Raw genomic sequence first — 23,735 nt, forward strand, 5'->3', positions numbered from 1 at the left:
TGTCATTCCGGGACATCGCGAAGCGATGGGCCGGAATCCATAACCACGATAGGGAGTATGGATTCCGGGCTCGCGCCAAGTGGCGCGCCCCGGAATGACGAACGAGAGAGAGCACGACATGACCAAACTTTCCGAAGCCACCCGCACAAAACTCAAATCCGTCTCCACCGCCACCGTCGCGACCGCCTTGTTCAAGCGCGGCCTGCGCATCCAGATGATCCAGGACGTCCGCCCCTTGAGCCCGGACCAGCCGACCATGGTCGGCGAGGCCTTCACGCTGCGCTACATGCCGGCGCGCGAGGATCTCAACACTATCGACGTTTTCAGGGACCGCTCCCATCCGCAGCGCAAGGCGGTCGAGGATTGCCCGCCGGGCGCGGTGCTGGTGATGGACAGCCGCAAGGATGCGCGCGCGGCTTCGGCCGGCGCGATCCTGGTGACGCGGCTGATGAAGCGCGGCGTCGCCGGCGTCGTCACCGACGGCGGCTTTCGCGACTCCGCCGAGATCGCAAGGCTCGGCTTTCCCGCCTTCCACCACCGTCCCTCGGCGCCGACCAATTTGACGCTGCATCAGGCGATCGAGATCAACGTGCCGATCGGCTGCGGCGATGCGCCGGTGTTTCCCGGCGACGTCATCCTTGGCGACGCCGACGGCGTCATCGTGATCCCCGCGCATTTGGCAGACGAGATCGCCAACGAGACCTTCGAGATGACCGCGTTCGAGGATTTCGTCACCGAGGAAGTCGGCAAGGGCCGCGGCATCTTCGGTCTCTATCCCGCCACCGATCCGCGGACGCTCACCGATTTCGCGGAATGGCGCAAGAAGAACGGGAGGTAGCGCTCTCGTAGCCTGGATGGAGCGGAGCGTAATCCGGGAACAGTGTTGATCTCTGCGCGAATCCCGGATTGCGCTCCGCTCCATCCGGGGTACGACGTCACGCCTCCGCCATCCCCGCTGCCCACAGCGCGAACGCGTACACGATCGCGACTTCGTCGAGCCGGTCGAAGCGGCCCGAGGCGCCGCCGTGGCCGGCGCCCATGTTGGTGCGGAGCAGGACCGGGCCGCCCCCACGCATGGTGGCGCGCAGGCGCGCGATCCATTTGGCGGGCTCCCAGTAAGTGACCCGGGAATCAGTAAGCCCGCCCATCGCCAGGATCGCCGGATAGTCCTTTGCCGCGACGTTGTCGTAAGGCGAATACGACAGGATGGTGCGGAAATCCTTCTCGTTCTCGATCGGGTTGCCCCATTCCGGCCATTCCGGCGGCGTCAGCGGCAGCGTGTCATCGAGCATGGTGTTGAGCACGTCGACGAACGGCACCTCCGCGACGATGCCGGCGAACAATTCGCCGGCGCGGTTGGCGACCGCACCCATCAGCATGCCGCCGGCCGAGCCGCCATGGCCGACGATGCGCTTGGCGCTGGTGTATTTCGCATCGATCAGCGCGCGGGCGCTGGCGGCGAAATCGTCGAACGAGTTGGTCTTCTTCTCGCGCTTGCCGTCGAGATACCAGCCCCAGCCCTTGTCGGCGCCGCCGCGGATATGGGCGATCGCGTAAACAAAGCCGCGATCGACCAGCGACAGGCGGTTGGCGCTGAACGAGGCCGGCATGGCCATGCCGTAGGAGCCGTAGCCGTAGAGCAACAGCGGCGCTGCGCCGTCGAGCTTCAGTCCGCGGCGATAGAGGATCGAGACCGGCACCTCGGCGCCGTCATACGATTTCGCCATGATGCGGGTCGTGACGTAGTCGGCCGGGTCATGGCCTGACGGAATCTCCTGCCGCTTGCGCAAGACGCGCGTGCGCTTGACCATGTCGTAGTCGTAGACTTCCGACGGCGTCGTCATCGACGAATAGGAAAAGCGCAGTGTCGTCGTGTCGAATTCGTAGGAGCCCATCGTATCGAGCGAGTAGGCGGCCTCGTCGAAGGCGATGGCATGCTCCTCGTTTGATGCAAGATCGCGGATCACGACCGACGGCAGCGCATTGGCGCGCTCCAGCCGCACCAGATGGCCGGCATAGAGATCGAGGTCGATGATGTAGATGCCGGGCCGATACGGGATCAGGTCGCGCCAGTTCTTGCGCTCGGGCGCGTGAAGCGGTGCGGTGACGATCTTGAAGTCGACGGCATCGTCGGCATTGGTGAGGATGAAAAGTTCGTCGCCGCGGTCGGCGAGCGAATATTGCACGCCCTCCTCGCGCGTAGCGACCAGGCGCGGCGGCGCCTCGGGATTGGCGAGATCGATCAGCCGCTGCTCGCTAGTCTCGTGATCGCCGCCGGCGATGACGCAGAAGCGGCCGCTGGTGCTTTCATGCAGGTGGGTGAACCAGCCGGCATCCTGCTCCTCATAGACCAGCGTGTCGTCGGCTTGCTTGGTGCCGAGCTTGTGCCGCCAAACCTGCATCGGGCGGTGATTGTCGTCGAGCTTCACATAGAAGAAGCTCTTGCAGTCCGCAGACCAGACCACGCCGCCGTCGGTCTCCTCGACGAGATCGTCGAGGTCTTTTCCCGTCGTCCAGTCGCGGACACGGATCGAAAAATATTCCGAGCCCTTGGTGTCGGCGCTCCAGGCCTGCAGCTTGTGATCGTAGGAGTGGCGGCTGCCGCCGAACTTGAAATATTGGTGGTCCTTGGCGAGCGCGTCGCCATCGAGCACGATCTGGCCGTCGCCGCCGTCGCGCGGCATGCGGCCGAACAGCTCGTGCTGCCCGCCCTCGCGAAACCTGCGGAAATAGGCGAACGGCCCATCCGGTGACGGGACGCTGGAATCGTCCTCCTTGATCCGCCCGCGCATCTCGCGCACCAGCGTCTTCTGCAGGCCCGAGGTGTGGCCGAGCAGGCTCTCGGTGTAGGCGTTCTCCTCGTCGAGATATTTGCGGATGTCAGGATCGAGCACGGCGGGATCGCGCAGCACCTCCTGCCAGTTCGCGTCCTTCAGCCAGGCATAATCGTCAGTCACGGTAATGTCGTGCCGCGTGAAGGAATGCAGCCGGCGCGGGGCGACGGGGGGCTTCGAAGGCGTCTTGGCTTGGGTCACTCGGTCCTCGTTCAAATACGTGTCGCGGCCTCCTTCACCTCTCCCCGCCTGCGGGGAGAGGTCGGAATTTGCGACAGCAAATTCCGGGTGAGGGGGTACAGGTCTCGCTATGGTCTCATCTGTGGAGAGAGCCCCTCACCCCGACCCTCTCCCCGTGAGAACGGGGAGAGGGAGAAGAAAAAGCGGCTCGCCGTGTTCCACCTTATATCGTTCCGATTCCGCGGATTGCCAGCACGACCGCCCATGCTGCCGGGTTGTTGATCGGCCCCTTGTGTGCTTTGAGGGGCAATATCCCGCCGCCGGTCCAGCCCGATGCTGTTCAATTCCTATGCGTTCATCCTGCTGTTCCTGCCGGTCGTGCTCGCCGGCTATTTCCGGCTCGGCCGGCGCAGCAATCTGGCTCCGGTGGTCTGGCTGGCGCTGGCTTCGATCACCTTCTACGCGATCGGCAGCTGGCAGTTCGTCGCCCTTCTGCTGCTCTCGATCGCCTTCAACTACGGCGTCGGCCATCTTCTCATCGTGGCGGAGCTCACGCACTCGCAACGAAAGGCCGCACTCGCGCTCGGCGTCGTCGGCGATCTTCTCATGCTCGGCATCTTCAAATATGCCGGCTTCGTCGCGGAGAACGTCAACGCGCTGCTCGGCACGGATGTCGCGCTCCACATCCTGCTGCCGGTCGGCATCTCCTTCTACACCTTCACCCAGATCGCGTTTCTGGTCGACGCTTATCGCGGCCAGGTCGCGGCCTATGCGCTGCCGCATTACGCGCTGTTCGTGACGTACTTCCCGCATCTGATCGCGGGGCCCATCCTCCATCACAAGGACATGATCCCGCAATTCGAGCACGAGGAGACCAAGCGCCCGGACGGGCATCTCATGTTGTGCGGAATCATCATCTTCGCGATCGGCCTGTTCAAGAAGACCTGCCTCGCCGACGGCATCCAGCCGCTGGTCGCGCTCGCCTTCGAGGCGCGCTCGCCGAGCTTCGACCAGGCCTGGCTCGGCGCACTCGCCTACACCTTCCAGCTCTATTTCGACTTCTCCGGCTATTCCGACATGGCGATCGGCATCTCGCTGATGTTCGGCATCTTCCTGCCCGTCAATTTCAACTCGCCCTACAAGGCCACCAGCATCGTCGAGTTCTGGCGGCGCTGGCACATGACGCTGTCGCAATTCCTGCGCGACTATCTCTACATCCCGCTTGGCGGCAACCGCCGCGGCCGCGTGCTCCGTTACGTCAATCTGCTGATCACGATGCTGCTCGGCGGTCTCTGGCACGGCGCGGCCTGGACTTTTGTCATTTGGGGCGCGCTGCATGGCGCCTATCTCTGCGTCAATCATGCCTTCAATGCCTTGGTGCCGAACGGTCCGCCGCTGATTGCACGCCCAGCTCGCATCGCCGGCGCCGTGCTGACCTTCCTCGCTGTCGTCATCGCCTGGGTGTTCTTCCGTGCCGAGAGCGTCGCCTGGGCATTGCGGGTGCTCCACGCCATGGCTGCCCCTTCGAACCTCGTGCTCGGCCGCGAGGAGATCGCGGCCCTGGTGCAAGTCGCGATCTATGCGGCGCTGGTGTGGCTGGCGCCGAACACACAAGCGCTGATGGAATACGACCACGGCAACCGCGAGGTCGGCGAGGCCTTGCGGGCAGGGCGCATGCGGCCGCTGGTGCTCTATGCGGCCTCGCTGCTGCTCGCCTTCGGCTTCCTGGGCATCCAGAGCCACAGCGAATTCATCTATTTCCGGTTCTGATGCAGGGCGCGTTCACCCATCTCAGGCGTCTTCTGCTGGCGAGCGCGGCCTGCGTGCTTGGCGCCGCAGCGCTCACCTTCATCGTCGATCCCCTGCAGCTGTTCCGCCCCTCGCGCCTGGTCCCGGCCTTCTACTCGGAGGACACGCGCGTGCAGAATGTCGGGCTGATCAGCAGCCAGCCGTTCGACACCGCCTTCATGGGCACCTCACTCGCAATCCATTTTCGCCAGAGCGACATCGACCGCGCGCTTCGTGTCCGCTCGCTGAAGCTGGCGATGACCGGCTCCAACTCGCGTCAGCAGGCCTTCGTGCTGGAGCAGGCGATCGACCGCGGCGCAAGGCGCGTGATCTGGGAAATGGACGATTTCATCTTCATCGATGCCGCGGACATCGAGACCGACCCTTATTTGTCCGTCGATCTTTATCGCCGAACCGCCAAGGGCATCGCCTCCTATCTGTTCAGCGCGGCGATGGCGAAGGAATCGGTGTTCGCGCTGCTGCGATCCGTCCCGCTGCTGCGGGAGCCGCTGACCCGGGCGTCGCCTTATCTGCCGGTCAAGTTTGCGTTGTCAGACGTCGACGACATCTACGCCCTGCCGCGGGATTTCGACGTCGCGCGAGACTACAACGCCAGAAAGACGCTCGCCGCCTTCACCTACATCACTGATCCCGTGCGCCGTCGCTTCCTCGGCGAAGGCTACAGCTACGAAGCCATGGTCCGGCATTTCGAGCACGACGCCGTCGGCCTGATCGCGCGCCACCCCGACGTGACCTTCGACATCTACCTCCCGCCCTATTCGATCCTGCAATTCGTCGCGATGCGCGATGCCTCGCCCGAAACTCTGAAGATCGTCACCGATCTCACGGCACACATTGCGCGGCGATTGACGCAACTGCCCAACGTCCGCCTGCACGATTTCCGCGCGATCAAGGCCGTCACGCACGATCTTAACAATTACAGCGACGTCATCCACCATTCGCCGGTGATCGATGCGAAGGTGCTGAGATGGCTTGCGAGCGGGGAGCACCGCGTCGACCCGAAAGCGCCGCTCGCGTCGCTGAATGAGCTGAAGGCGCAGGTGGAGGCGTATCGGGTGGAGCGCTGATCTTCCCCTCTCCCCTTGTGGGAGAGGGTGGCTCGCCGCGCAGCGGCGAGACGGGTGAGGGGTTCTATCCGCGAGTCCTGGCAGTCGGGAATCGCGGATAGAACCCCTCATCCGGCGCTTCGCGCCACCTTCTCCCACAAGGGGAGAAGGAAGAGGCGCGCGCGCGACTTACACCGCCACCTCTTCCCCGAGATACGCGACCGCCGCCTCCAGCCCGCCCTTGCCGTGCGGGATCTTCAGCGCGTTCAGCCCGACCTCAATCACCCCGAGCGTGCCGAGCAGCATCGGCGCATTGACATGGCCCATATGGGCGATGCGGAAGGCTTGGCCGGAGAGATCGCCGATGCCGGTGCCGAGCACGACGCCGCACTTGTCTTTGCAATAGCGTTGCAGCACCGCCGGATCGTGGCCGTTGCTCATCGTCACCGTGGTCACGGTATTGGAGCGCTCGCTGGCTTCGGCCACGTTGAAGCCGAGCACCTGGCCCTCCGACCAGACCGAGACCGCACGGCGGGCGGCTTCGCCGAGCAGGCTGTGGCGGCGGAAGGCGTTCTCGAGCCCTTCCTCGTGCAGCATGTCGATCGCCTTGCGCAACGCGAACAGCAGATGCACCGGCGCGGTGCCGGCATATTTACGATAATTTTCGGTGCCCTCGCGCTCGCTCCAGCTCCAATAGGGCGTCGACATATTGGCCTTCTTGTGCACCTCGAGCGCGCGCGCATTGGCGGCGACGAAGCCGAGGCCGGGCGGCGTCATCAGGCCCTTCTGCGAGCCGGACATCGCGACGTCGATCCCCCATTTGTCCATCTCGAACGGCATGCAGCCGAGCGAGGCGACGGTATCGACCATGTAGAGTGCGGGATGGCCGCTCGCCTTGATCGCCTTGCCGATCGCCTCGATGTCGTTCTGCACGCCGGAGGCCGTGTCGACCTGGACCACGACGACGGCCTTGATGCTGTGCTCCTTGTCGCGGCGCAGGCGTTCCTCGACCTCGTGCGGCCGCACCGCGCGGCGCCAATCGCCCTTGAGCACCTCGACCTCGGCGCCCATCAGCGCCGCCGCGTTGCCCCACCCGATCGCAAAACGTCCGCTCTCCAGCACCAGCACCTTGTCACCGCGCGACAGGACGTTGCTCAGCGCCGCTTCCCAGGCGCCGTGACCGTTGGCGATGTAGATGTAGGACTTGCCCTTGGTCGCGAACAGCTTGGAGATGTCGCTGAGCAGGCTCTCGGTGAGATCCAGCATCTCCTGGGAGTAGATGTCGATCGCCGGACGGTGCATCGCCCGCAGCACCTCGTCGGGCATCGTGGTGGGCCCGGGGATGGCCAGAAACTCCCGGCCCGCGCGAACGGTCATTGCTGTCGGTCCTTATTGCCTGAGAACAGGATGGTGGGTCGCTGAATCATGCTTTTACGTGCCGGCGCGTCCCGAGAAAAGCGCGCAAAATGCAGGGCTGGGTTATCGCTTCGTCTCCCGGCAACCGGCCGCTTCGGCCTCCTCGACCGAGCAGAACCAGCGGGTGCCCTTGCTGATCTTCATCCTGATCTGCGTGTACCAGCGGCTGGTCGGCTGGTGAAAGATGCACTCCCCGGAGCTGTTGACGTTGCCCTTGATGGTGCAGTCCGGCGACGGCGCGACCGGCCCCGAGGCCGAAGCGAGCAGCACCGCGTGCGCGCCGTCAGGCGGCTTGGTCGCGCCGAGGATCGCGGTCTTCTTGTTGCGGACGCGCCAGTCCCACGGCGCGATGAAGGCGCCCTGCCACATCCCTGCCTTGGCCTCCCGCGCGGCCTTTTCATCGGCTTCATAGTCGCGGGACATGTGGGCGTAGGCCAGCGCCCAGCCGTTGCGCACCAGCCATTTCTGGATGTCCTCGCCGCCGACCTCGCAGCGCGCCACGGTGCGCCCGCGCCGGTCGACCGATCTCGGGCGGCAGACCCAAGTCTTGCCTTCGGCGTATCTGGCGAGCTCATCGCGGGCCGCGACGCCGCAAGTCCAGCGCTCGGACTTGGTGTTAAGGCAGAGCTGGTCGATTGCAGGCGCGTCGATGCCGCCGAGCCGGATCCGCGTGGTGCCGATCACCACCGCATCGCCAGCGCGGACCTTTGCCGTGCCGGTGATCTCGGCGGCATCCGCCAGCGAAGGGATGGCGAACAAAGACAGCGCAATCAGGACCTTTCGCAACATGCCCGTCCAGTTGTGATGAAAATCTCGATAGACGGCGCAATTGTGGTCGGCTTTTGGCCGCGCGGCCAGCGCATGCCGAACAGATAGGCTTTCAACTTCCTGTCATTTTGCGACGGTCTCGTAGGGTGGGTTAGCCGAAGGCGTAACCCACCACTGTTCGTATCCGCGGAGGTCAGATGGTGGATTACGCTTCGCTAATCCACCCTACGAGACCCCTCACCCTCGCGCCATCGCCCGCTTCGCCACCGCCAGCCCCATCAGCACGAACGCCGAGGTCACCTCCGGGCCACCGACCAGGATCCGCGTCGGCGTCTTCATCTTGTTCCATTCATAGGCGCGGAACGGGCCGCGGCGGCCGCCTTCACCGAGCCCGGCGACGATCACGTTCAGCGCCGGTGCGAAGGCGCGCGGGTCGGCGCCGAGATGGCCGAGCGCGATCAGTGCCAGCGCGGCGTCGAACACGTTCATCTCGGCCGCCATCAGCTCGCCCTTGACGTAGGACAGCACGCGATGGCGGATGAAATCGAAATCGCCGGCGGGATCGATCGCGGCCTGCGCCGCCAGCGGCAGCGCCAGGAAGGCGGCATAGCAGCGGCCGAAATAGGCGCTGTAGAGCTCCGGCAGATAATAGATGTGCGAGCGCGGATTGGCGAAGGCGCCGCTGCCGGCCAGCCGCTTCTGAAAGCCGATGATCCGGTGCAATGTTGCAAGCCGCGACGGCGTCTCCAGTACCTTCCAGCGCTCAAGGTTGCGGAAGCTTACCTCGAGAATGTCGAGATTGAGCGTCGGATCGAGATCGTTGCCGTAAGGGCGCTCGCCCTTGAGATTGTCGATCCAGGTCGCAACCCCGCCCTCATAGTCGATATTGTCGTTGAGCGGCACGGTCACGCGCGGTTCGTTGACGCCGGCGCGCACCTGATAGCCCGCATAGAAGTCCAGGAGCGGCTGGTCGATGATCGCGTCGGTACAGCCGGCCTGCGTCGCCGCGGAGATCGAGCAGGCCGTGGTGTCGCAATCCGGCACGTAGATGCCGAAACCGAGGTCCTGCTTGATCTGCGCGAAGTAACGGGAGAAGCGCGGATGCGGCGCCGGCGCCAGTGCGGTGACGACGTTGAAGCGCGCGCCGCCCAAGCCCTCGACCTCCTCGCGACTGATGTTGACGCAGAAATCGACCATGTCGGCGATCGCGCGCTCCGCCGCGACCTTGTCGGCCGGGGAGGCGAGCCCGGTCTCGACGAAGCCGAGCAGGGCCTCGATGAAGAACGCGTCGTAATAGGCCGAGCGGTGGCGGATCTGCACCGGCTCCCACATCGGCTCGGCAATGCCTTTCCAGGGCGGATTGACCACGGCGCGCGCGGGCGAGCGCGCGATGAAGACGCGGGCGAGGTTGAACAGCAGCGAGGAATTCTTGTAGCCGCGCGCGTTGAGGCCCGTGAGCGCCATGATCAGCTCGCGGCCGCGGACATCAGGATCGCCGATCAGGTTGAAGGCGGCGTAGGTCGGCAGGAAGCCGTTGCGGCGGTACGAGCCGAGCAGATGCTGCGCGCAATCGCGGATCACGCCGTCGATCTGCGCGTTCTGGGGCATGGCGGCGGTGAACGGCACCGGCGGCGGCTTGGGGTGGTCGAGCGCGATGCTGTCGACGAGATCGGCGATCGGCTGCCCGACCGCCGCCCAGTCGGGCTCGGCCTCGTCGCGGGCCCGGGTGAGTGCCGCGCGCAGCCGCGTCAGCATCCCCTCGTCGCGCAGCTCGGGCAGGCCGGCGCGGCGGAGCAGGATCCGCAGCGCGGGATTGCCGAGCGCGGTCCTGTAGAATTTGGCGAGATGCGGATCGCCGCTGGCCGTATCCGACAATACGGGATCGCAGACGTCGTAAAGCGAGGGGCCGTCCTTCGGCGCCGTCAGCGCCCGGCAGGCGGCGCCGGCAAAATAATGAAAGCTCATGAAATACCTGGTCGCGGGGGCCTTGGTCGGGGACATCAGGCACGCTGCCATCTGCGCGCCACCCCCTGCAAGTCGTTGAAAAAGCTACCCGGATTCGCGGGAAAAACAAATGTGATGGACGTCACGGAAAAGCCGGCACGAAGGCTGCATGATCGCTCTCCGGAAGGCTACGGGGAAGCCGCAAATGCGGCAATTTGGATCGGAGAATTATCAAGTATATTCAGACACTTAGTTCAAATTTTGAGCAATCTATTGCCCCAGGGCCTATATCCGGTTAAGGGTTTGTTTGGTGCGGCGCCGCAAATTGCGCGCAATTCGGGGTCACATCCCCGGCCAATCCCTCAAACCTAAAGCCGCTATCGCGCTACTCAAACAGTGTGCGCGCGCTTGGTAGGTCTTTGGCACAGGAAACGAAGCGAGATGAATCTAAAGCAGCTCGACCTTTCCAGACGTACGATCGCCCTCGCCGCGGCCCTCATCGGCACGGTGTCGCTGGTGATCGGCGCCCATGCTGCTCTCAACATGCGTGCGATCGATGCCGCCAAGGCGGTCTCGACCGATCAGATCACCGGTTCGATCGGCCAGAGCTCGCGCCTGGCGCTCGTCATCGGCAATGGACATTACCCCGACGCCAGCGCGCCGCTGACGCAGTCGATCAACGACGCCCGTGCGCTGTCCTCGTCCCTGCGCAAGAACGGCTTCGACGTCGACATGGTGGAAGATGCGACCCGCGACGACATGGTCCGCGCCGTGAGCCGCCTGAAGTCGCGGATCACCCGCGACAGCGTCGTCATGCTGTTCTTCGGCGGCTACGGCGTGCAGGCCGGCCGCGAGAGCTACATGCTGCCGGTCGATGCCGTGATCTGGAAGGAAAAGGACGTCCGCCGCCAAGGCGTGTCGATCGAGGGCGTGCTCGAGATGATGAAGGAGCAGGGCGCCAAGGCGAAGCTCGTCGTGGTCGACGCCTCCCGCCGCAATCCCTACGAGCGCCGCTTCCGCTCCTACAGCCACGGTCTCGCGCCGATCAGCGCGTCCGACAATGCGCTCATCCTCACCTCCGCCTCGCCCGGCAAGGTCGTCGACGACGGCAAGGGCGAGCACAGCGTGCTGGTCAGCGAGTTCCTCAACAACCTCAGCAAGCCCGGCAGCGCCGAGAGCGTCTTCAACAAGACCCGCCTCGCCATCTCCCGCGCCAGCGAAGGCGACCAGGTCCCGACCGTATCGTCGTCGCTGCTCGAAGACGTCCGTTTCGGCGAAGCCGGCGGTTAGTTCGCGGCTCTTGTAGGGTGGATTAGCCGAAGGCGTAATCCACCGCTTCTCTCGCGTCAGCTTGGAAAGCAAAGAGGTGGGTTACGCCTTCGGCTAACCCACCCTACGACGTTGCTCCTACTTCGCCGCTTCCGCGCTCGCCATCACGGGACGCACCGGATCGCCTTCGCGCAGCAAGGCACCGGCGCGGGCGACGACGACGTCGCCCTCGCTGAGGCCGTCGCGGACCTCGATATTGCCGCCGGACATCAAGCCGACCTCGACACGCTTGGTCTCGACGCGGTTGCGGCGGATCACCTGCACCACGGTGCCGGCGGACGAATATTGCACGGCGGTCAGCGGCACCGCCACGTTGCAGCTCTGCCCGGTCTTGATCAGCGCGCGCCCGCTCCCATTCAGCAGCAGCCGCTTCTGCGAGGAGATGCCGATGTAGACCATGCCCTGCTGGATGTTCGGCTCGACGGTCGGTCCGATGCGGCGCACCTTGCCGCTGATGTCGCCGCCACCTGGGATCCGCACGGTGGCCTGCTGATTGACCGCGAGCTTGCGCACATCGGTGGTGGCCACGAGGCCGACGAGGTCGTACTCGCTGCGCGCCACGATCGTGAACAGCGCCTCGCCCTTGGCCGAGGCGAAGTTGCCGATCTGCGCGGTCGAGGTCGCGATCACCCCCGCCACGGGCGCGGTGACCTGAAGCGTGCCGCCTTCGGGCAGCGCCAGCCGGGCCAGCACCTGGCCGGCGGTGGTGGTGTCGCCGGCTTCCGCCAGCACGTCCGTGACCTTCAGGCCGGGCCGCTCGGGCCGCACCGAGGTTTCCTCACGCGCGATGATCGTGCCGGTGGCTTCGACGACGTCGGAGAAGCAGGATTTCGCGACCTTCAGCACCGTGACCGCCGGCCCCTTCGGCGCGTCGTCATCGGCGGCACCGGCCGGATGGGGGCTGAGGACGAGCAGGCCGGCGACGGCTGCGGGGCACAGGTTTCGAACAACGGCGCGGGGCAAATGACGCATCGGAAATTCCAATTGGGTAAATTCCACTTGGGCTATGCCTCCAATTGATAGCAGATGGCCGCCGCCCGCACTACGGCCGCGTCGTCCCGAAACAGGACGCCGTGCCGCCGCCGGCAGTCGCGGCAAGCAAGTCTTTGACAAGCAAGTCTTTGATGAGTCGCGGGATTGGAGAACAGGTTCGCTCCGAAGAGCTCGAGTCGCGCGCGGCGGGCGTCAGCGGCGCCGCTCACCCACCGGCTTGCCGCTGGCCCGCTCGATCAGATGCAGCCGCGTGCAGGCCGGACACGACACCGACACGTGCGTGCGATCGCTCGGCTCGTCGGTAAGCCGATGCTGCACGTTCAGGCCCGTCTGGGGGCATTTGAAGACAATCTGCCGGTCCATGACCGAGATATGACGCCAAGCCGGGCCTCGCGAAATTACGGATGTTTACGTAGGTCGGCGATGGCTCCTCACGGCAGTTTCAGGAACTCGACCCAGTTCGGTTTCTTGCCGGTGGGGTAGGATTTCAGCTTGGTCAGCGCGCCGCTGCCCTGGTCGATGGCATGAACCGTCATGCTGTCGGAGAGCTCGCCGACCGCGGCGAGATAGCGGCCGCTTGGATCGACCTGAAAGCCGCGCGGTTGCTTCTCGGTCGGCACGCTGCCGATCGTGGTCAGCTTGCCGCTCGAGCCATCGACCCTGTAGGCGGTGAGCGTGCTGGTGGTGCGCTCGGAAGCGTAGAGGAAGCGGCCGTCCGGCGTGATGTGGATGTCGGCCGCCCAAGGTTTTCCCGAAAACCCTTCCGGCAGCGCGGTGGTGCGCTGGATCTCGTCCCACGCGCCGCTCCTGGCTTCATAAGTGAAGGCCGCGACATCGCCGTTCAGCTCGTGGAGGAGATAGACGAACTTGCCGCCGGGGTGAAACACGAAGTGCCGCGGCCCCGATTTCTCCGGCACCTTGTGCACCGGCGGATCGCTCGGCGTCAGGGTGCCGGTCGTGGCATCGAATGCGAAGGCCAGCACCTGATCGGAGCCGAGATTGGTCGCGAATGCGAAGCGGTTGTCGGGCGATGGCAGGAAGGCGTGGGCGTTCAGCCCGGTCGGGATCACCTGCTTGGGCTCGCCGGCAACGCCGTTGCCAAGCAGCGGATTCAGCGCGACCTTGTTGCCGCCATAGGAGGCGCTGAACAGGTACTTGCCGCTGCGGTCGATGGCGATATGGGCCATGCTGTCCGCGAGCGGTCCGTTGCCGAGATGGCTGAGCTCGCCCCTCCTGGGATCGATCGCAAAGCTCACCGCGAGAGTGGGCTGCGAGCGGATGCCGGCGATCAGCGTACGGTGGTCGGGCGTGATCGCGAGCGGTGTCGAGGAGCCCGGCTTTTCGACGCCCTTGAAGGCGGCCGTCTGCACGAGCGTCATCTCGCCGCTCTCGCTCATCTTGAACACGCTGATGTCGTTGCTGTCGGCATTGCCGACATAGGCGAAGGTTTCGGCCATACCGGCACGGACTCCAGAAATGAGGGCAAGCGAAGCGAACAGGGCGGCGGCGATCGCAGCGCGTGGCGCGCGCGATGCGATGCGTCGGATCGGTCTCGACATCGGTCTCGACATGGGCTCCTCCTGAAAGCTGGCTCGCGGTATTATCGTTTTTGCCGCGAGCATAGCGGGCGGAGCGACGCCGCACCAAAATCCAATGGGGATCGATCGATGCCGAAATCGCATCGGTCGCGGGATGCCGGGTCAGCGCGCCGCTGCGGTTCGGGAGGGCAGACGCAACCCGGACGGCTGGTCCGGCGGCCCGAGCATAGTCCACACGGTGATCGCGACCAGGGCGGAGGTCATGAGGGTCCAGAGGATGAGTCGTTTTCGCATCAGGCCAATCCATCGGTGCAAGCCGCGAGGCCAAGGGCCGCGTCAGCGATCCTGCACTGCAAAGAGCGGCGGTTCTATGAGGCCGTTCACAGGGCGAAAACGGCCGATGCTGTCGCGAACCAATGCGCTGCGAACGCATTGAACCGACATGTCCCGCGCAAACGATCTCGAAGGCAAGCCCGACATGGGCGGCAAGCATGGCGGTCAAGCCGGCCAGCCCAAGCTTCCGCCGCGCCCGCACGAGGGCGAGCGCGATGCGGATGTCGTGGCAAAGCGCCACACCGGCCAAACCGATCGGGCGGCGCCGCCGACCAAACCAAAATAGTACCTTGCCGCCGCCCTCGCGGCAGGCCCCCGCGCCGGGAACGGCGGCATCGCTCTGCCGTTAGCTCGGGGCGTGAGAGAGGGAAAAGGGAGGCTGGCTCGTGTTTTGGATCTGTTGGAACACCGCGTGGTCGCTGATCATCAGCGGCATCATGGTCGCCACCATCGTCAGCCACCCCGACGCCGAATTCGCCGAAGTGCGGGCGGCCCGACAATCGATGTGAGCTTCTCTTACCGTTTCATGCACGCGCGCGTCACAGCGCCGGCGAAAAGCCGACCGAGGGGCGCGTGATGCAATGTCGACTAGGGCCCGTCGGCCGGAGTTCCCGACCGTCTCAGCGAGGCGATAACCGCGAGCTCCGAGGCTTGATCCCTATCTTCCCCTCGGGGGAGGCCCGACTGTCGAAGCGCCGCTCGCGGACGCTTTAACCGCACTCGGCGCCGCCAGGTCTCAACCAGCGGTTGGCGACCTTGGAACGCTCCAGGCTTCCATGCGTTCAAGCTCATTGCGTAGGCGCCCGCCTGCGGCACGTCGGGGCTATGTATGTCGAATGTCGAGGAATTTCCGCTCTCTGCCCGCAAGCTGACCGAGTTCGAGGCCCTGGTAGCGGCGGCTCCGGGTGCGCTCGAGGCCATTCCGGGCGCGGTCTATGTCTGCGATAGCGAAGGCGGGCTCGTGACCTACAACCGCGAAGCCGCGGAATTGTGGGGCAGAACTCCAGAGCTTGGTTCCGTCGAGAAGTTCTGCGGGTCGCATCGTCTCTACAGGATGGACGGCACCGTGCTTCCGCATTCGGAGTGCCCCATGGCCAATGCGGTCCGGCTCGGTCTTCCCACGCGCAACACGGAGGTCACCATCGAACAGCCGAACGGCTCGCGGATCACAGCGCTCGTCAACATCCGTCCCCTGCGCGATCATGCCGGCCGCATCCAGGGCGCAATCAATTGCTTTCAGGACGTTTCAGATCGCAAGAAGATCGAGGAAGAGGTTCGTGCAAAGACCAAGGATCTCGAGGACTTCTTCGAGAACAGTGCGGTCGGGCTCCATATCGTGGGTGGCGACGGCATCATTCGCAGGGCCAATCAGGCCGAGCTCGATCTGCTGGGCTACAGCGCCGAAGAGTATATCGGTCACCATGTGGCCGAATTTCACGCGGACGCCCCCGTCATCGGCGACATTCTCCACCGACTGTCCTGCGGCGAAAGGCTGGACCGTTATCCTGCCCGCCTGCGCGCGAAGGACGGCTCGATCAAGCACGTACTGATCACCTCCAACAGTCGTGTCGAGGACGGCAAGTTCGTCAGCACGCGCTGCTTTACAGCTGATGTCACCGGGCTGCGCGTGGCCGAGCTGGCGCGCGAGGCGAGCGAGACTCGCCTCGCTGCAACCTACCAAGCGGCCAAGGTCGGCATCGCCGAGGCCGATGAACATGGGCGGCTGCTCCGGGTCAACGATTATCTGAGCGAGATCACCGGGAGATCCCGTGAGGAGCTGCTGGGGATGAGCTTTTCCGACTATACTCATCCCGACGATTGCGCCGCGGATCTTGCCCTCTATGAGCAACAGGTCCGTGGCGAGATTCCAAGCTACACCTGCCGCAAGCGCGCCCTGCGCCCCGACGGCAGCGTGCGTTATCTCGAGATCTTCAGCTCTTCGGTCACGGACAGCGCGGGACGCTTCCGCTACGGCGTTCGCGTCAGTCACGACGTCACGGAAGCCAAGCGATTGCAGGATCGGATTCGCGAGAGCGAGCAGCATATGCGCGATCTGCTCGAGGCGCTGCCCGCCGCACTCTACACCACCGACGCAAACGGCCGCATCACCTTCTACAACAAGACCGCCGTCGAGATGGCCGGGCGCACGCCGCTGCCCGGCGACGAATGGTGCGTGACCTGGAAGCTCTATTGGCCCGACGGCACGCCTCTGCCGCACGACCAATGTCCGATGGCGATCGCGCTCCGGGAGGGTCGGCCCGTGCGTGGAGTGGAGGCTGTCGCGGAGCGACCGGACGGCACGCGCGTGCCGTTCATTCCCTATCCGACGCCGCTATTCGATTCGGGGGGCAGGCTGATCGGTGCAGTCAACATGCTGGTCGACATCACCGAACGCAAGCGCGCGGAAATGGCGCAAACCCTCCTGATTGATGAGCTCAATCATCGCGTCAAGAATACCCTGGCGATGGTGCAATCGCTCGCCGGCCAGACCGCGCGCCATACCAGCAGTCTGGACGACTTCAATCGAACCTTCGAGGGCCGGTTGCTGGCGCTCTCTCGTGCGCATGATCTCTTGACCGAGCGCAAGTGGCAGGACGCTCCGCTCCAGCGGCTCGTCGAGGACATCACGGCGGCTGTTGCGGAGGATGGCCGGATCAGGATGGAAGGTCCACCCGTCGCGCTCAATGCGCGCTCGGCGCTCAGCTTTACGATGGTTCTCAACGAGCTCCTGACCAACGCGACGAAGTACGGTGCCTTGTCGGCGCCGGATGGGACGCTCTTGATGCGATGGAGCCTGCGGAATGCCGGGCACGGCACCATTCTCGATTATGAATGGGTGGAATCCGGCGGCCCGAAAGTCACGCCGCCCATGCGCCGCGGCTTCGGCACGCGGCTGATGGAGCGCTGTGTCGAGGCGGACCTCGGCGGCGAGTTCGATCTCGCCTTCGAACCGGGCGGCGTGCGCTGTCGCATGTCGATGCCGGTCACGGGCACTGTCGGATCGAATTGATTCGCGCGATCCATGGCTGATCTCTGGATGACAGCATATCGAGCTCGTTTGCGAGCGCGATGGCTTCTTTCACGTCCGGCGTGACGAGCCCTTCACGGAGCCTGCCGACAACAGGCACAAGCAGGTCCATCGCCTGCTCAAGCTTGTCGGAATCTCGCCAGAGGCGGGCCAGGCTGACGGCTGTCCGCAGCTCCCACGAGCGGGCATTCTGTCCGCGCGCGACTTCCAGCGACTGCACGAACAATTCCTCGGAGTCGGCCGCTGGTCCGGCATGGGCCCGGATGAACTCCCCTTGCAGGCGGTAGATCTCCGCCAGATAGAAGTGATCGCCCGTCCTCTTCGCGACCGTCAAGGCACCATCGAGCGCGCGCAAGGCCGCTTCCGACAGACCGGCCCTCGCATAGCCTTGCGCGAGGAGGCATCTGAACCAGCAACTGGCGAGCCAGGAATTCTGCGCCTCGTAACCCTCGACGCCCGTGCGCATTTCGCTCAGACCTGCATCCATGTCCCCGAGCTCGGTCAGCGCCCATCCATGCAGAATGGTGGCCTGTTGCTTCCAATGCAGAAAGCCGTGTTGCGATGAAATGGTCATCGCGCGGCTGGCATAATCTCTGGTGCCCGTGACGTCGCGCAGATGCTGACAAAGGTATGCGCCAAACACTTGCGCGAATGCCAGCGTAAAAGGATGGCGCATTTGCTCGGCATCGGAAATCGCCTGCTCGCTGTGCTGCCGCGCGGTGTCGGGCTGCCCCAGGAACCATAGCAGGTATCCGAGGTACGACATCGACATGACGCCTGGATTGAGGAGCCTTTCCGCCGAACCGCGATGCAGAACCGGATCATCGAGTTCGATGGAGCGACGAAGATGATGTTGCGCCGCCAGAAACCGCCCGCGGTAAAGCATGGTCGCCGCGATCGACCTGTGGGCCTCCACGAGGTACAGGGTCTGCTTCGACAGCAACTCGCTCGGACGTTCCCGTTTGGCGAATTTCAGGAGTGCGGCACTCAGACCGTGCGCCTTGGTCAGGTCAGCCCGAATGAAGTGGTGCATCCAAAGGCCTCTTATCGCCGCTAGCACCTTGTCTTCATCATCGAGCTGCCGTCCGAGCTCGAGGCCTCGGGCAAAATTGTCTTCCACCTCCTGTGTGCCGTAACCTTTGGCAGCGATCAGCGCGTTACCCAGCGCAATGCGAAGCTCCAGCTCCATTTCATCGCGGTCGGGCATCTCGGGACTGCCGAGGACGACCGCTAGGCCACGGCGCAGGTGGCCGATCGCTTCCAAATAGGCTCCCAACCTTGCGGCGTGCCTGCCGGCCTTGATCCAGGAAGCTGCAGCCGGCTGGCTTTGATCGGATTCGGTCAGATGATAGGCGAGAAGCTCCGGCTCGCGCTCGGTCTTTTCCGGATAGTTCTGACTCAGCACCGACGCGATCCGCGCGTGGAGCCGTCTCCTCTCGCTGCGCAACAGGCTCGCATGCGCTGCATCCTGGATCATCACGTGCTTGAACGAGTAGAGCGCATCCGGCGGATGGCCCAGCCGGACGATCAGCCCTGCCTCCTCCAGGCGATCGAGCGCCGCCTCGATCTGGTCGGCTGGTACGGAGGCGACAGCGTTCAGCATCTCGTAGGAGAACTGCCGGCCGATGGTGGCTCCGATCTGTGCGACCCTCTTGAACGGGCCCAGCCGATCCAGACGCGCCATCAGCGAATCCATCAGAGTCGCCGGGATTGCCAGCGGTCGCCACGAACCGGAGAGCACATAATTTCCCCGTTCCTCGGTCAGAAGGTCGCTTTCGAGAACGGCTTTGGTCAGCTCCTCGACGAACAGCGGCACGCCATCGGTCTTGACGATGATGTCCTCGACGACTTCCTTCGGCATTTTGCGGCTGCCGGCAACCCGCTCGACCAAGGTCGTCCGCTGCTGCCGGCTCAGCCTGTTCAGCACCAGCGTCGTGATGTGAGAGTGAGCGCTCCAGCTCGGCTTGAATTCGGAACGGCAAGTGATGACGACGAGAATGGGCGTGTACTGGACCCGCTCCACCAGCAGATCGATGACCTCCCGGGATGTCGGATCGATCCAATGGGCGTCCTCGAAGGCGATCACCAGCGGCTGATCGTGCGCGAGGCCCAGGAGATGATTGATGAGGGCGGAGACGATGGCGTCCTTTTGCTGCTGCGGCGACAGATCGAGCGGAGGATAGCGACCTCCGGTCGGGATCGACAGCAGCGCCGCAAAGAGCGGCGTCATCTGCTCGATGTCGCCATGCGCGGCCGCAACGGTCCGCTCGAGACTCGACAGAGACGAGGCCGAAGCATCGTCGCGGTCGAGGCCCAGGGCAAATTTGAGCTGCTCGATGAAGGGATGGAACGCCGTCGAGCTGTAGTAGGGCGAACACTGGAACGAGACATGCCCGTGCCGATCCCCCGCAATCCGCACGAAGATTTCCTGGACGATGCGCGACTTGCCAATGCCCGGCTCCCCGAACAGCACCACGACTTGGCCGTCGCCCGCCTTGGCCTGCTCCCAGCGGCCGAGCAGAACCGTGATCTCGTCGTCGCGATTGACGAGTGGCGTCAGCCGGGAGCCGATGGCTGCGGCAAAGCGGGTCTCCACGCGCGACGGCCGCACCACATGCCACGCCTGTGTTCTTCCGGCTATGCCCTTGAGTGCATGGACCCCGAGATTGCGATAGTCGAACTTTCCCTTCAACAGCGACTGCGTCGACGACGAGATGACCACCCCGTTCGGCGGCGCCAGGCCCTGCAATCGCGCCGCCAGATTGACGGTCTCGCCGACCGCGGAATCGCGCTCCTCGGTCCCCTGGCCGACCAAGTCGCCCACGACCACCAGTCCCGTCGCGATGCCGATCCGGACGGCGGGCGCTTGGTTGAGCGCACTCAGCGGCTCGATCGCAGGCGCGGTCGACAATGTCCGCACGATCTCGAGACCAGCCCGCACCGCTCGCTCGGCATCGTCCTCATGCGCCTTCGGGTAGCCGAAATAGACCAGGATGCCGTCGCCGACGAAGCGGGCGGCAAATCCTTCATAGTGTTTGACCACACCCACGCAGGTTTCGCGAAAGCTCGCGATCATGTCACGCACGTCCTCGGGATCGAACTGTGCGGAGAGCGCGGTGGAATCGACCATGTCGCAGAACATCGTGGTGAGCTGGCGACGTTCCGCAACGATTGCCGTAGCGGGCAATGTGTGGCCCGCGGCTGGCGCGGCCATTCCGGAAAGGGACGCCGTTGCACGCTGAAGCCGCTTGCGGTCTCCGAGCGGCAGTCCAATCTGTGCCAGATCCGGTTCGGTCAGGTGGGGCAGGATGTCGAGATCGATGCGATGGCGGACGAAGAGGTCCGTGTATTGGCTGAGCCCAACGCTTTCAAGCCAGTGTCTCAGACGCTCCGTCCCCGTCCTCGACTCATCATTCGGCATGCGGAAATCCCTGGTTCAAATTGCGCTGAGCGGCTCCAAAATGCCTGTGGTTTGCGCTTGGATGGGGACTCGATGCGGCTCTTCGTTGCGGCGGCCAATGGAGGCAAACCATCGGTATTTTGAGCGTTTCTTGCCCGCGTCTCGAAAATGAGGCGGATCGGCGGCTCACCATTTCGACGAGCCAGGTGCGCAGAATTCAATGAATTGATAGCTGTCGGTCGCTGATTGTCAAATCGCCGCACGACTTCGAACCGAACACTCAGCGGCGCCGCTTTCCTCGCAGCGGACATCCGGGCCAGACGTGGCGTCGCCGGCTAGGCCGCGACCGCCTGCGCCGCCAGCAGCTGCTTCAGCTTCGTCGCCGGTACCGCCGGGCTGAACAGCCAGCCCTGCATCTGGCTGCAGCCGAGCTGGCGCAGCACCTCGGCTTGCGCTTCGGTCTCGACGCCTTCGGCGGTGGTCGCCATATGGCGCGCGGCGGCCATGCGCACCACGGCCTGCACGATCGGCGAGGAGTCCTCGGACTGACCGATGTCGCTGATGAAGCTGCGGTCGATCTTGATCTTGTCGAACGGGAAGCGGTGCAGATAGCTGAGCGAGGAATAGCCGGTGCCGAAATCGTCGAGCGCGATGCGCACGCCGAGCTCGCGCAGCTGCTGCAGGATCGCCAGCGCCTCCTCGTCGTCGCGGATCAGCACCGTCTCGGTGATCTCGAGCTCGAGCCGGCCCGGCGCGAGCCCGGACTCCGCGAGGGCGGCGGCGACCTTGAGCGCCAGCGTGCGCGAGCGGAACTGGACCGGCGACACGTTGACCGCGATGTGAATCCGTCCCGGCCACGAGGCAGCCTCGACGCAGGCCTGCTTCAGCACCCATTCGCCGATCTCGCCGATCAGGCCGGTGTCTTCGGCGACCGGGATGAACTCCGCCGGCGAAACCATGCCGCGCTCGGGATGGCGCCAGCGCAGCAAGGCCTCGCAGCCGGTGACGACATTGGCGGTGAGGTCGACCAGCGGCTGGTAGTGCACCTCGAATTCGCCGCGCGCGAGCGCCTGGCGCAGATCGAGTTCGAGCTGGCGGCGCTGGCGCGCCTTGGCGTCGTATTCGGGCACGAACAGGCGGAAGGTGCGGCGGCCTTCCGACTTCGCCGCATACATCGCCAGATCGGCGCGCTTGAGCAGATCGTCGAGATTGTCGCCGTGATCGGGCGCGACGGCGATGCCGATGCTGGCATCGGTCGGAACCTCGTGCCCCCTGCAATCCACCGGTGCGCGCAACGCCTTGAGGATGGTTTCCGCCAGTGCCGTCAGCTCGGCCGGATCGGAGGTGCCGGCCTTGACGATGGCGAATTCGTCGCCGCCCAGCCGCGCGACCATGTCGTTGCCGCTGACGCAGGCGCGCAGGCGGTTCGCCACCTGGCGCAGCAGTTCGTCGCCGACCTCGTGTCCGAGCGAATCGTTGACGCCCTTGAACTCGTCGACGTCGATATAGAGGATCGCGAATGGCTTGCCTTGCGCGAGCTCGGCGACGCGGCGTTCCAGATGCCCGCGCAGCAGCACGCGGTTGGGCAGATCGGTGAGGGCGTCGTAATGCGCCAGATGGGCGATGCGCTCGTCGGCGCGGATACGCTCGGTGACGTCGTCATGGGTGGCGAGCCAGCCGCCGGCAGCGGCCGGCTGGTTCTTGATCTCGATCAGGCGGCCGTCGGCGGTTTCGACGATCGCGCTCTTGGTGCGGCCGACATTGCTCAGGATGTCGTCGCAATAGGCATCGATGTCGCCCTCGAACGAGCCGGTGTCCCGGCGGTGCCGGATCACGTCGCGGAAGTGGACGCCGGGCTTCACCACGGCGACCGAGAGCCCATACATCTCGATGTAGCGGCGGTTGCAGACGATCAGCCGCTCGTCCTGATCGAACATCAACAGGCCCTGCGTCATCGTGTTCATCGCGATGTCGAGCCGCTGCTTCTCGAGCGACAGGCGGTGCGTCACCTGGCGGAAGATCAGAAACAGCGTGAGCACCAACAGGCCGATCGACAGCGCGGCAATGGTGACGAAGAATTTCGTCTGCGTGCGCCAGGTCGCCAGCGTCGCATCGAGCGACTTGGTCGCGACCACGACCAGCGGCTCGCCGGTGAGCAGGCGCGAGGCGACGATGCGGTCCTTGCCGTCGATCGGGCTTGCGAGCTGGGTGGTGACGAAGGTGCGCTCGAACACCGCCATTTGCTCCGGCGTGCCGGTGCGGAAGTTCTGCCCGATCATCGCTTCGACGTGTGGAATGCGGGCGAGCAGCTGGCCGTTCTGGTGGTGCATCGCGATCGAGGAATCCTCGCCGAGCCCGGTCGAGGCGAAGAAGGATTCGAGCTGCTCGGGCGTGATCGCGCGCGAGACCAGCCCGAGGAATTCGCCGTGCGGGCCGGAGATGCGCCGCGCGAACACGATCGCCGGTCCGTTGCCGAACCGGCCGGGCACGACCTCCACCTCCTCCTGTGCGGCCGGATCGTCCTTGAGACGGTTGAAATAGCCGCGATCGGCGATCGAGATATCGGCGACCGGCCATTGCCGCGACGAGTTGATCAGCACGCCCCTGGAATCGAACACATTGGCGCCGGCGACGTCGGACCAGCCGCTGGCTTTCGCGCGCAGCACCTCATGCACGGCGAGCGTGCCCATCTCGCTGCGGAAGATTTCGGCGGACTGGATGCCGTGGCTCTCGAGCTCGGCGATGATGCTCTTCTGCAGCACCGCAAAGTCCTCGAACTGCCGGTCGAAATGCCGGGCGAGCATGCGGACGGCGTTTTCAAGGCTGTCGCGACCGCTCTCGATGGCATTCTGCCGGAAACGGTCGACCGTGAGCGCGGTGCCGATGGCGGTCGCAAGCATCAGCACGAAGCCGCCGGCGATCAGCCACGTCAGCGGCGCTCCGCGCCAACGGCGGAGCAACGCGCGCGTTCGCGCGGTCCATCGGATCGATGCGCCCATCCAGCCCTCCCGTGGGACGCAAGATGCAGCAAAACCGACAAGACCCGGTTACCATTGACGGTTAGGAAAATATGAATCGGAATGGAATCAGAGGGTTGGTTCCATCGTACAGGAGACC

The 23,735-nt window shown here is 64.8% G+C and carries 17 protein-coding genes; 7 read left to right on the plus strand and 10 right to left on the minus strand.

Annotated features, from left to right (window positions below; genetic code table 11):
* Positions 1 to 118: 118 nt before the first annotated feature.
* On the plus strand, positions 119 to 838 hold the full coding sequence (locus tag I6F37_RS28455; protein ID WP_036044907.1) for a ribonuclease activity regulator RraA: 720 nt from the start codon (positions 119 to 121) through the stop codon (positions 836 to 838).
* Positions 839 to 935: 97 nt separating this feature from the next.
* Here the strand turns inward: I6F37_RS28455 and I6F37_RS28460 are convergent, their stop codons facing one another.
* Positions 936 to 3,035: a S9 family peptidase gene (locus tag I6F37_RS28460; protein ID WP_225153330.1), complete on the minus strand. Its 2,100-nt coding sequence runs from the start codon at positions 3,033 to 3,035 to the stop codon at positions 936 to 938.
* A gap of 312 nt (positions 3,036 to 3,347) precedes the next feature.
* On the opposite strand from I6F37_RS28460, the gene I6F37_RS28465 reads away from it, so the two are divergent.
* Complete coding sequence (locus I6F37_RS28465) at positions 3,348 to 4,784, plus strand: MBOAT family protein (protein ID WP_036015919.1); 1,437 nt, start codon at positions 3,348 to 3,350, stop codon at positions 4,782 to 4,784.
* Positions 4,784 to 5,890, plus strand: coding sequence for a hypothetical protein (locus tag I6F37_RS28470; RefSeq protein ID WP_036015922.1), 1,107 nt, complete (start codon positions 4,784 to 4,786; stop codon positions 5,888 to 5,890). Before I6F37_RS28465 ends, I6F37_RS28470 begins: the two co-directional genes overlap by 1 nt.
* A gap of 168 nt (positions 5,891 to 6,058) precedes the next feature.
* Here I6F37_RS28470 and I6F37_RS28475 read toward each other — a convergent pair whose 3' ends face one another.
* The 3 genes from I6F37_RS28475 to I6F37_RS28485 all read right to left on the minus strand — a co-directional run bounded on the left by I6F37_RS28475 (position 6,059) and on the right by I6F37_RS28485 (position 10,018).
* Complete coding sequence (locus I6F37_RS28475; protein ID WP_036015923.1) at positions 6,059 to 7,246, minus strand: alanine--glyoxylate aminotransferase family protein; 1,188 nt, start codon at positions 7,244 to 7,246, stop codon at positions 6,059 to 6,061.
* A 102-nt stretch (positions 7,247 to 7,348) separates the two neighbouring features.
* Positions 7,349 to 8,074 carry a thermonuclease family protein gene (locus tag I6F37_RS28480; RefSeq protein ID WP_036015924.1) on the minus strand — a complete coding sequence of 242 codons (726 nt, stop codon included), beginning with the start codon at positions 8,072 to 8,074 and terminating at the stop codon, positions 7,349 to 7,351.
* 216 nt (positions 8,075 to 8,290) lie between these two features.
* The gene (locus tag I6F37_RS28485; protein WP_225153467.1) at positions 8,291 to 10,018 is read right to left on the minus strand and encodes a hypothetical protein; all 1,728 of its coding nucleotides are present in this window, start codon (positions 10,016 to 10,018) and stop codon (positions 8,291 to 8,293) included.
* Between the two features lie 420 nt (positions 10,019 to 10,438).
* On the opposite strand from I6F37_RS28485, the gene I6F37_RS28490 reads away from it, so the two are divergent.
* Positions 10,439 to 11,287: a caspase family protein gene (locus I6F37_RS28490; protein WP_036015927.1), complete on the plus strand. Its 849-nt coding sequence runs from the start codon at positions 10,439 to 10,441 to the stop codon at positions 11,285 to 11,287.
* A gap of 117 nt (positions 11,288 to 11,404) precedes the next feature.
* On the opposite strand, the gene I6F37_RS28495 is transcribed toward I6F37_RS28490, so the two are convergent.
* The 4 genes from I6F37_RS28495 to I6F37_RS45590 all read right to left on the minus strand — a co-directional run bounded on the left by I6F37_RS28495 (position 11,405) and on the right by I6F37_RS45590 (position 14,151).
* Positions 11,405 to 12,298: an efflux RND transporter periplasmic adaptor subunit gene (locus tag I6F37_RS28495; RefSeq protein WP_036015950.1), complete on the minus strand. Its 894-nt coding sequence runs from the start codon at positions 12,296 to 12,298 to the stop codon at positions 11,405 to 11,407.
* 213 nt (positions 12,299 to 12,511) lie between these two features.
* Positions 12,512 to 12,682, minus strand: coding sequence for a hypothetical protein (locus I6F37_RS28500; protein ID WP_167361671.1), 171 nt, complete (start codon positions 12,680 to 12,682; stop codon positions 12,512 to 12,514).
* Between the two features lie 68 nt (positions 12,683 to 12,750).
* Positions 12,751 to 13,776: a beta-propeller fold lactonase family protein gene (locus I6F37_RS28505; RefSeq protein WP_225153332.1), complete on the minus strand. Its 1,026-nt coding sequence runs from the start codon at positions 13,774 to 13,776 to the stop codon at positions 12,751 to 12,753.
* Positions 13,777 to 14,019: 243 nt separating this feature from the next.
* Positions 14,020 to 14,151, minus strand: a complete 132-nt coding sequence (locus tag I6F37_RS45590; RefSeq protein WP_260345447.1) for a hypothetical protein — start codon at positions 14,149 to 14,151, stop codon at positions 14,020 to 14,022.
* A gap of 148 nt (positions 14,152 to 14,299) precedes the next feature.
* Between I6F37_RS45590 and I6F37_RS28510 the strand changes: the two genes are divergently transcribed.
* The 3 genes from I6F37_RS28510 (at position 14,300) to I6F37_RS28520 (ending at position 17,200) form a co-directional block, all read left to right on the plus strand.
* The gene (locus I6F37_RS28510) at positions 14,300 to 14,476 is read left to right on the plus strand and encodes a hypothetical protein (RefSeq protein WP_156447317.1); all 177 of its coding nucleotides are present in this window, start codon (positions 14,300 to 14,302) and stop codon (positions 14,474 to 14,476) included.
* Between the two features lie 100 nt (positions 14,477 to 14,576).
* The gene (locus tag I6F37_RS45595) at positions 14,577 to 14,699 is read left to right on the plus strand and encodes a hypothetical protein (RefSeq protein ID WP_260345449.1); all 123 of its coding nucleotides are present in this window, start codon (positions 14,577 to 14,579) and stop codon (positions 14,697 to 14,699) included.
* Positions 14,700 to 15,019: 320 nt separating this feature from the next.
* A complete protein-coding gene (locus tag I6F37_RS28520; protein ID WP_036015932.1) occupies positions 15,020 to 17,200 on the plus strand; it encodes a PAS domain S-box protein in 2,181 nt (726 codons plus the stop codon).
* Here the strand turns inward: I6F37_RS28520 and I6F37_RS28525 are convergent.
* Positions 17,175 to 20,639: an AAA family ATPase gene (locus I6F37_RS28525; RefSeq protein ID WP_225143606.1), complete on the minus strand. Its 3,465-nt coding sequence runs from the start codon at positions 20,637 to 20,639 to the stop codon at positions 17,175 to 17,177. The two genes, I6F37_RS28520 and I6F37_RS28525, sit on opposite strands and share 26 nt — an antisense overlap.
* A 314-nt stretch (positions 20,640 to 20,953) precedes the next feature.
* Positions 20,954 to 23,617: an EAL domain-containing protein gene (locus I6F37_RS28530; RefSeq protein ID WP_225143608.1), complete on the minus strand. Its 2,664-nt coding sequence runs from the start codon at positions 23,615 to 23,617 to the stop codon at positions 20,954 to 20,956.
* Positions 23,618 to 23,735 lie beyond the last annotated feature (118 nt).

The organism is Bradyrhizobium sp. NBAIM08 (assembly GCF_020193935.1).
In the GTDB taxonomy this organism is placed as follows: Bacteria; Pseudomonadota; Alphaproteobacteria; order Rhizobiales; family Xanthobacteraceae; genus Bradyrhizobium; species Bradyrhizobium yuanmingense.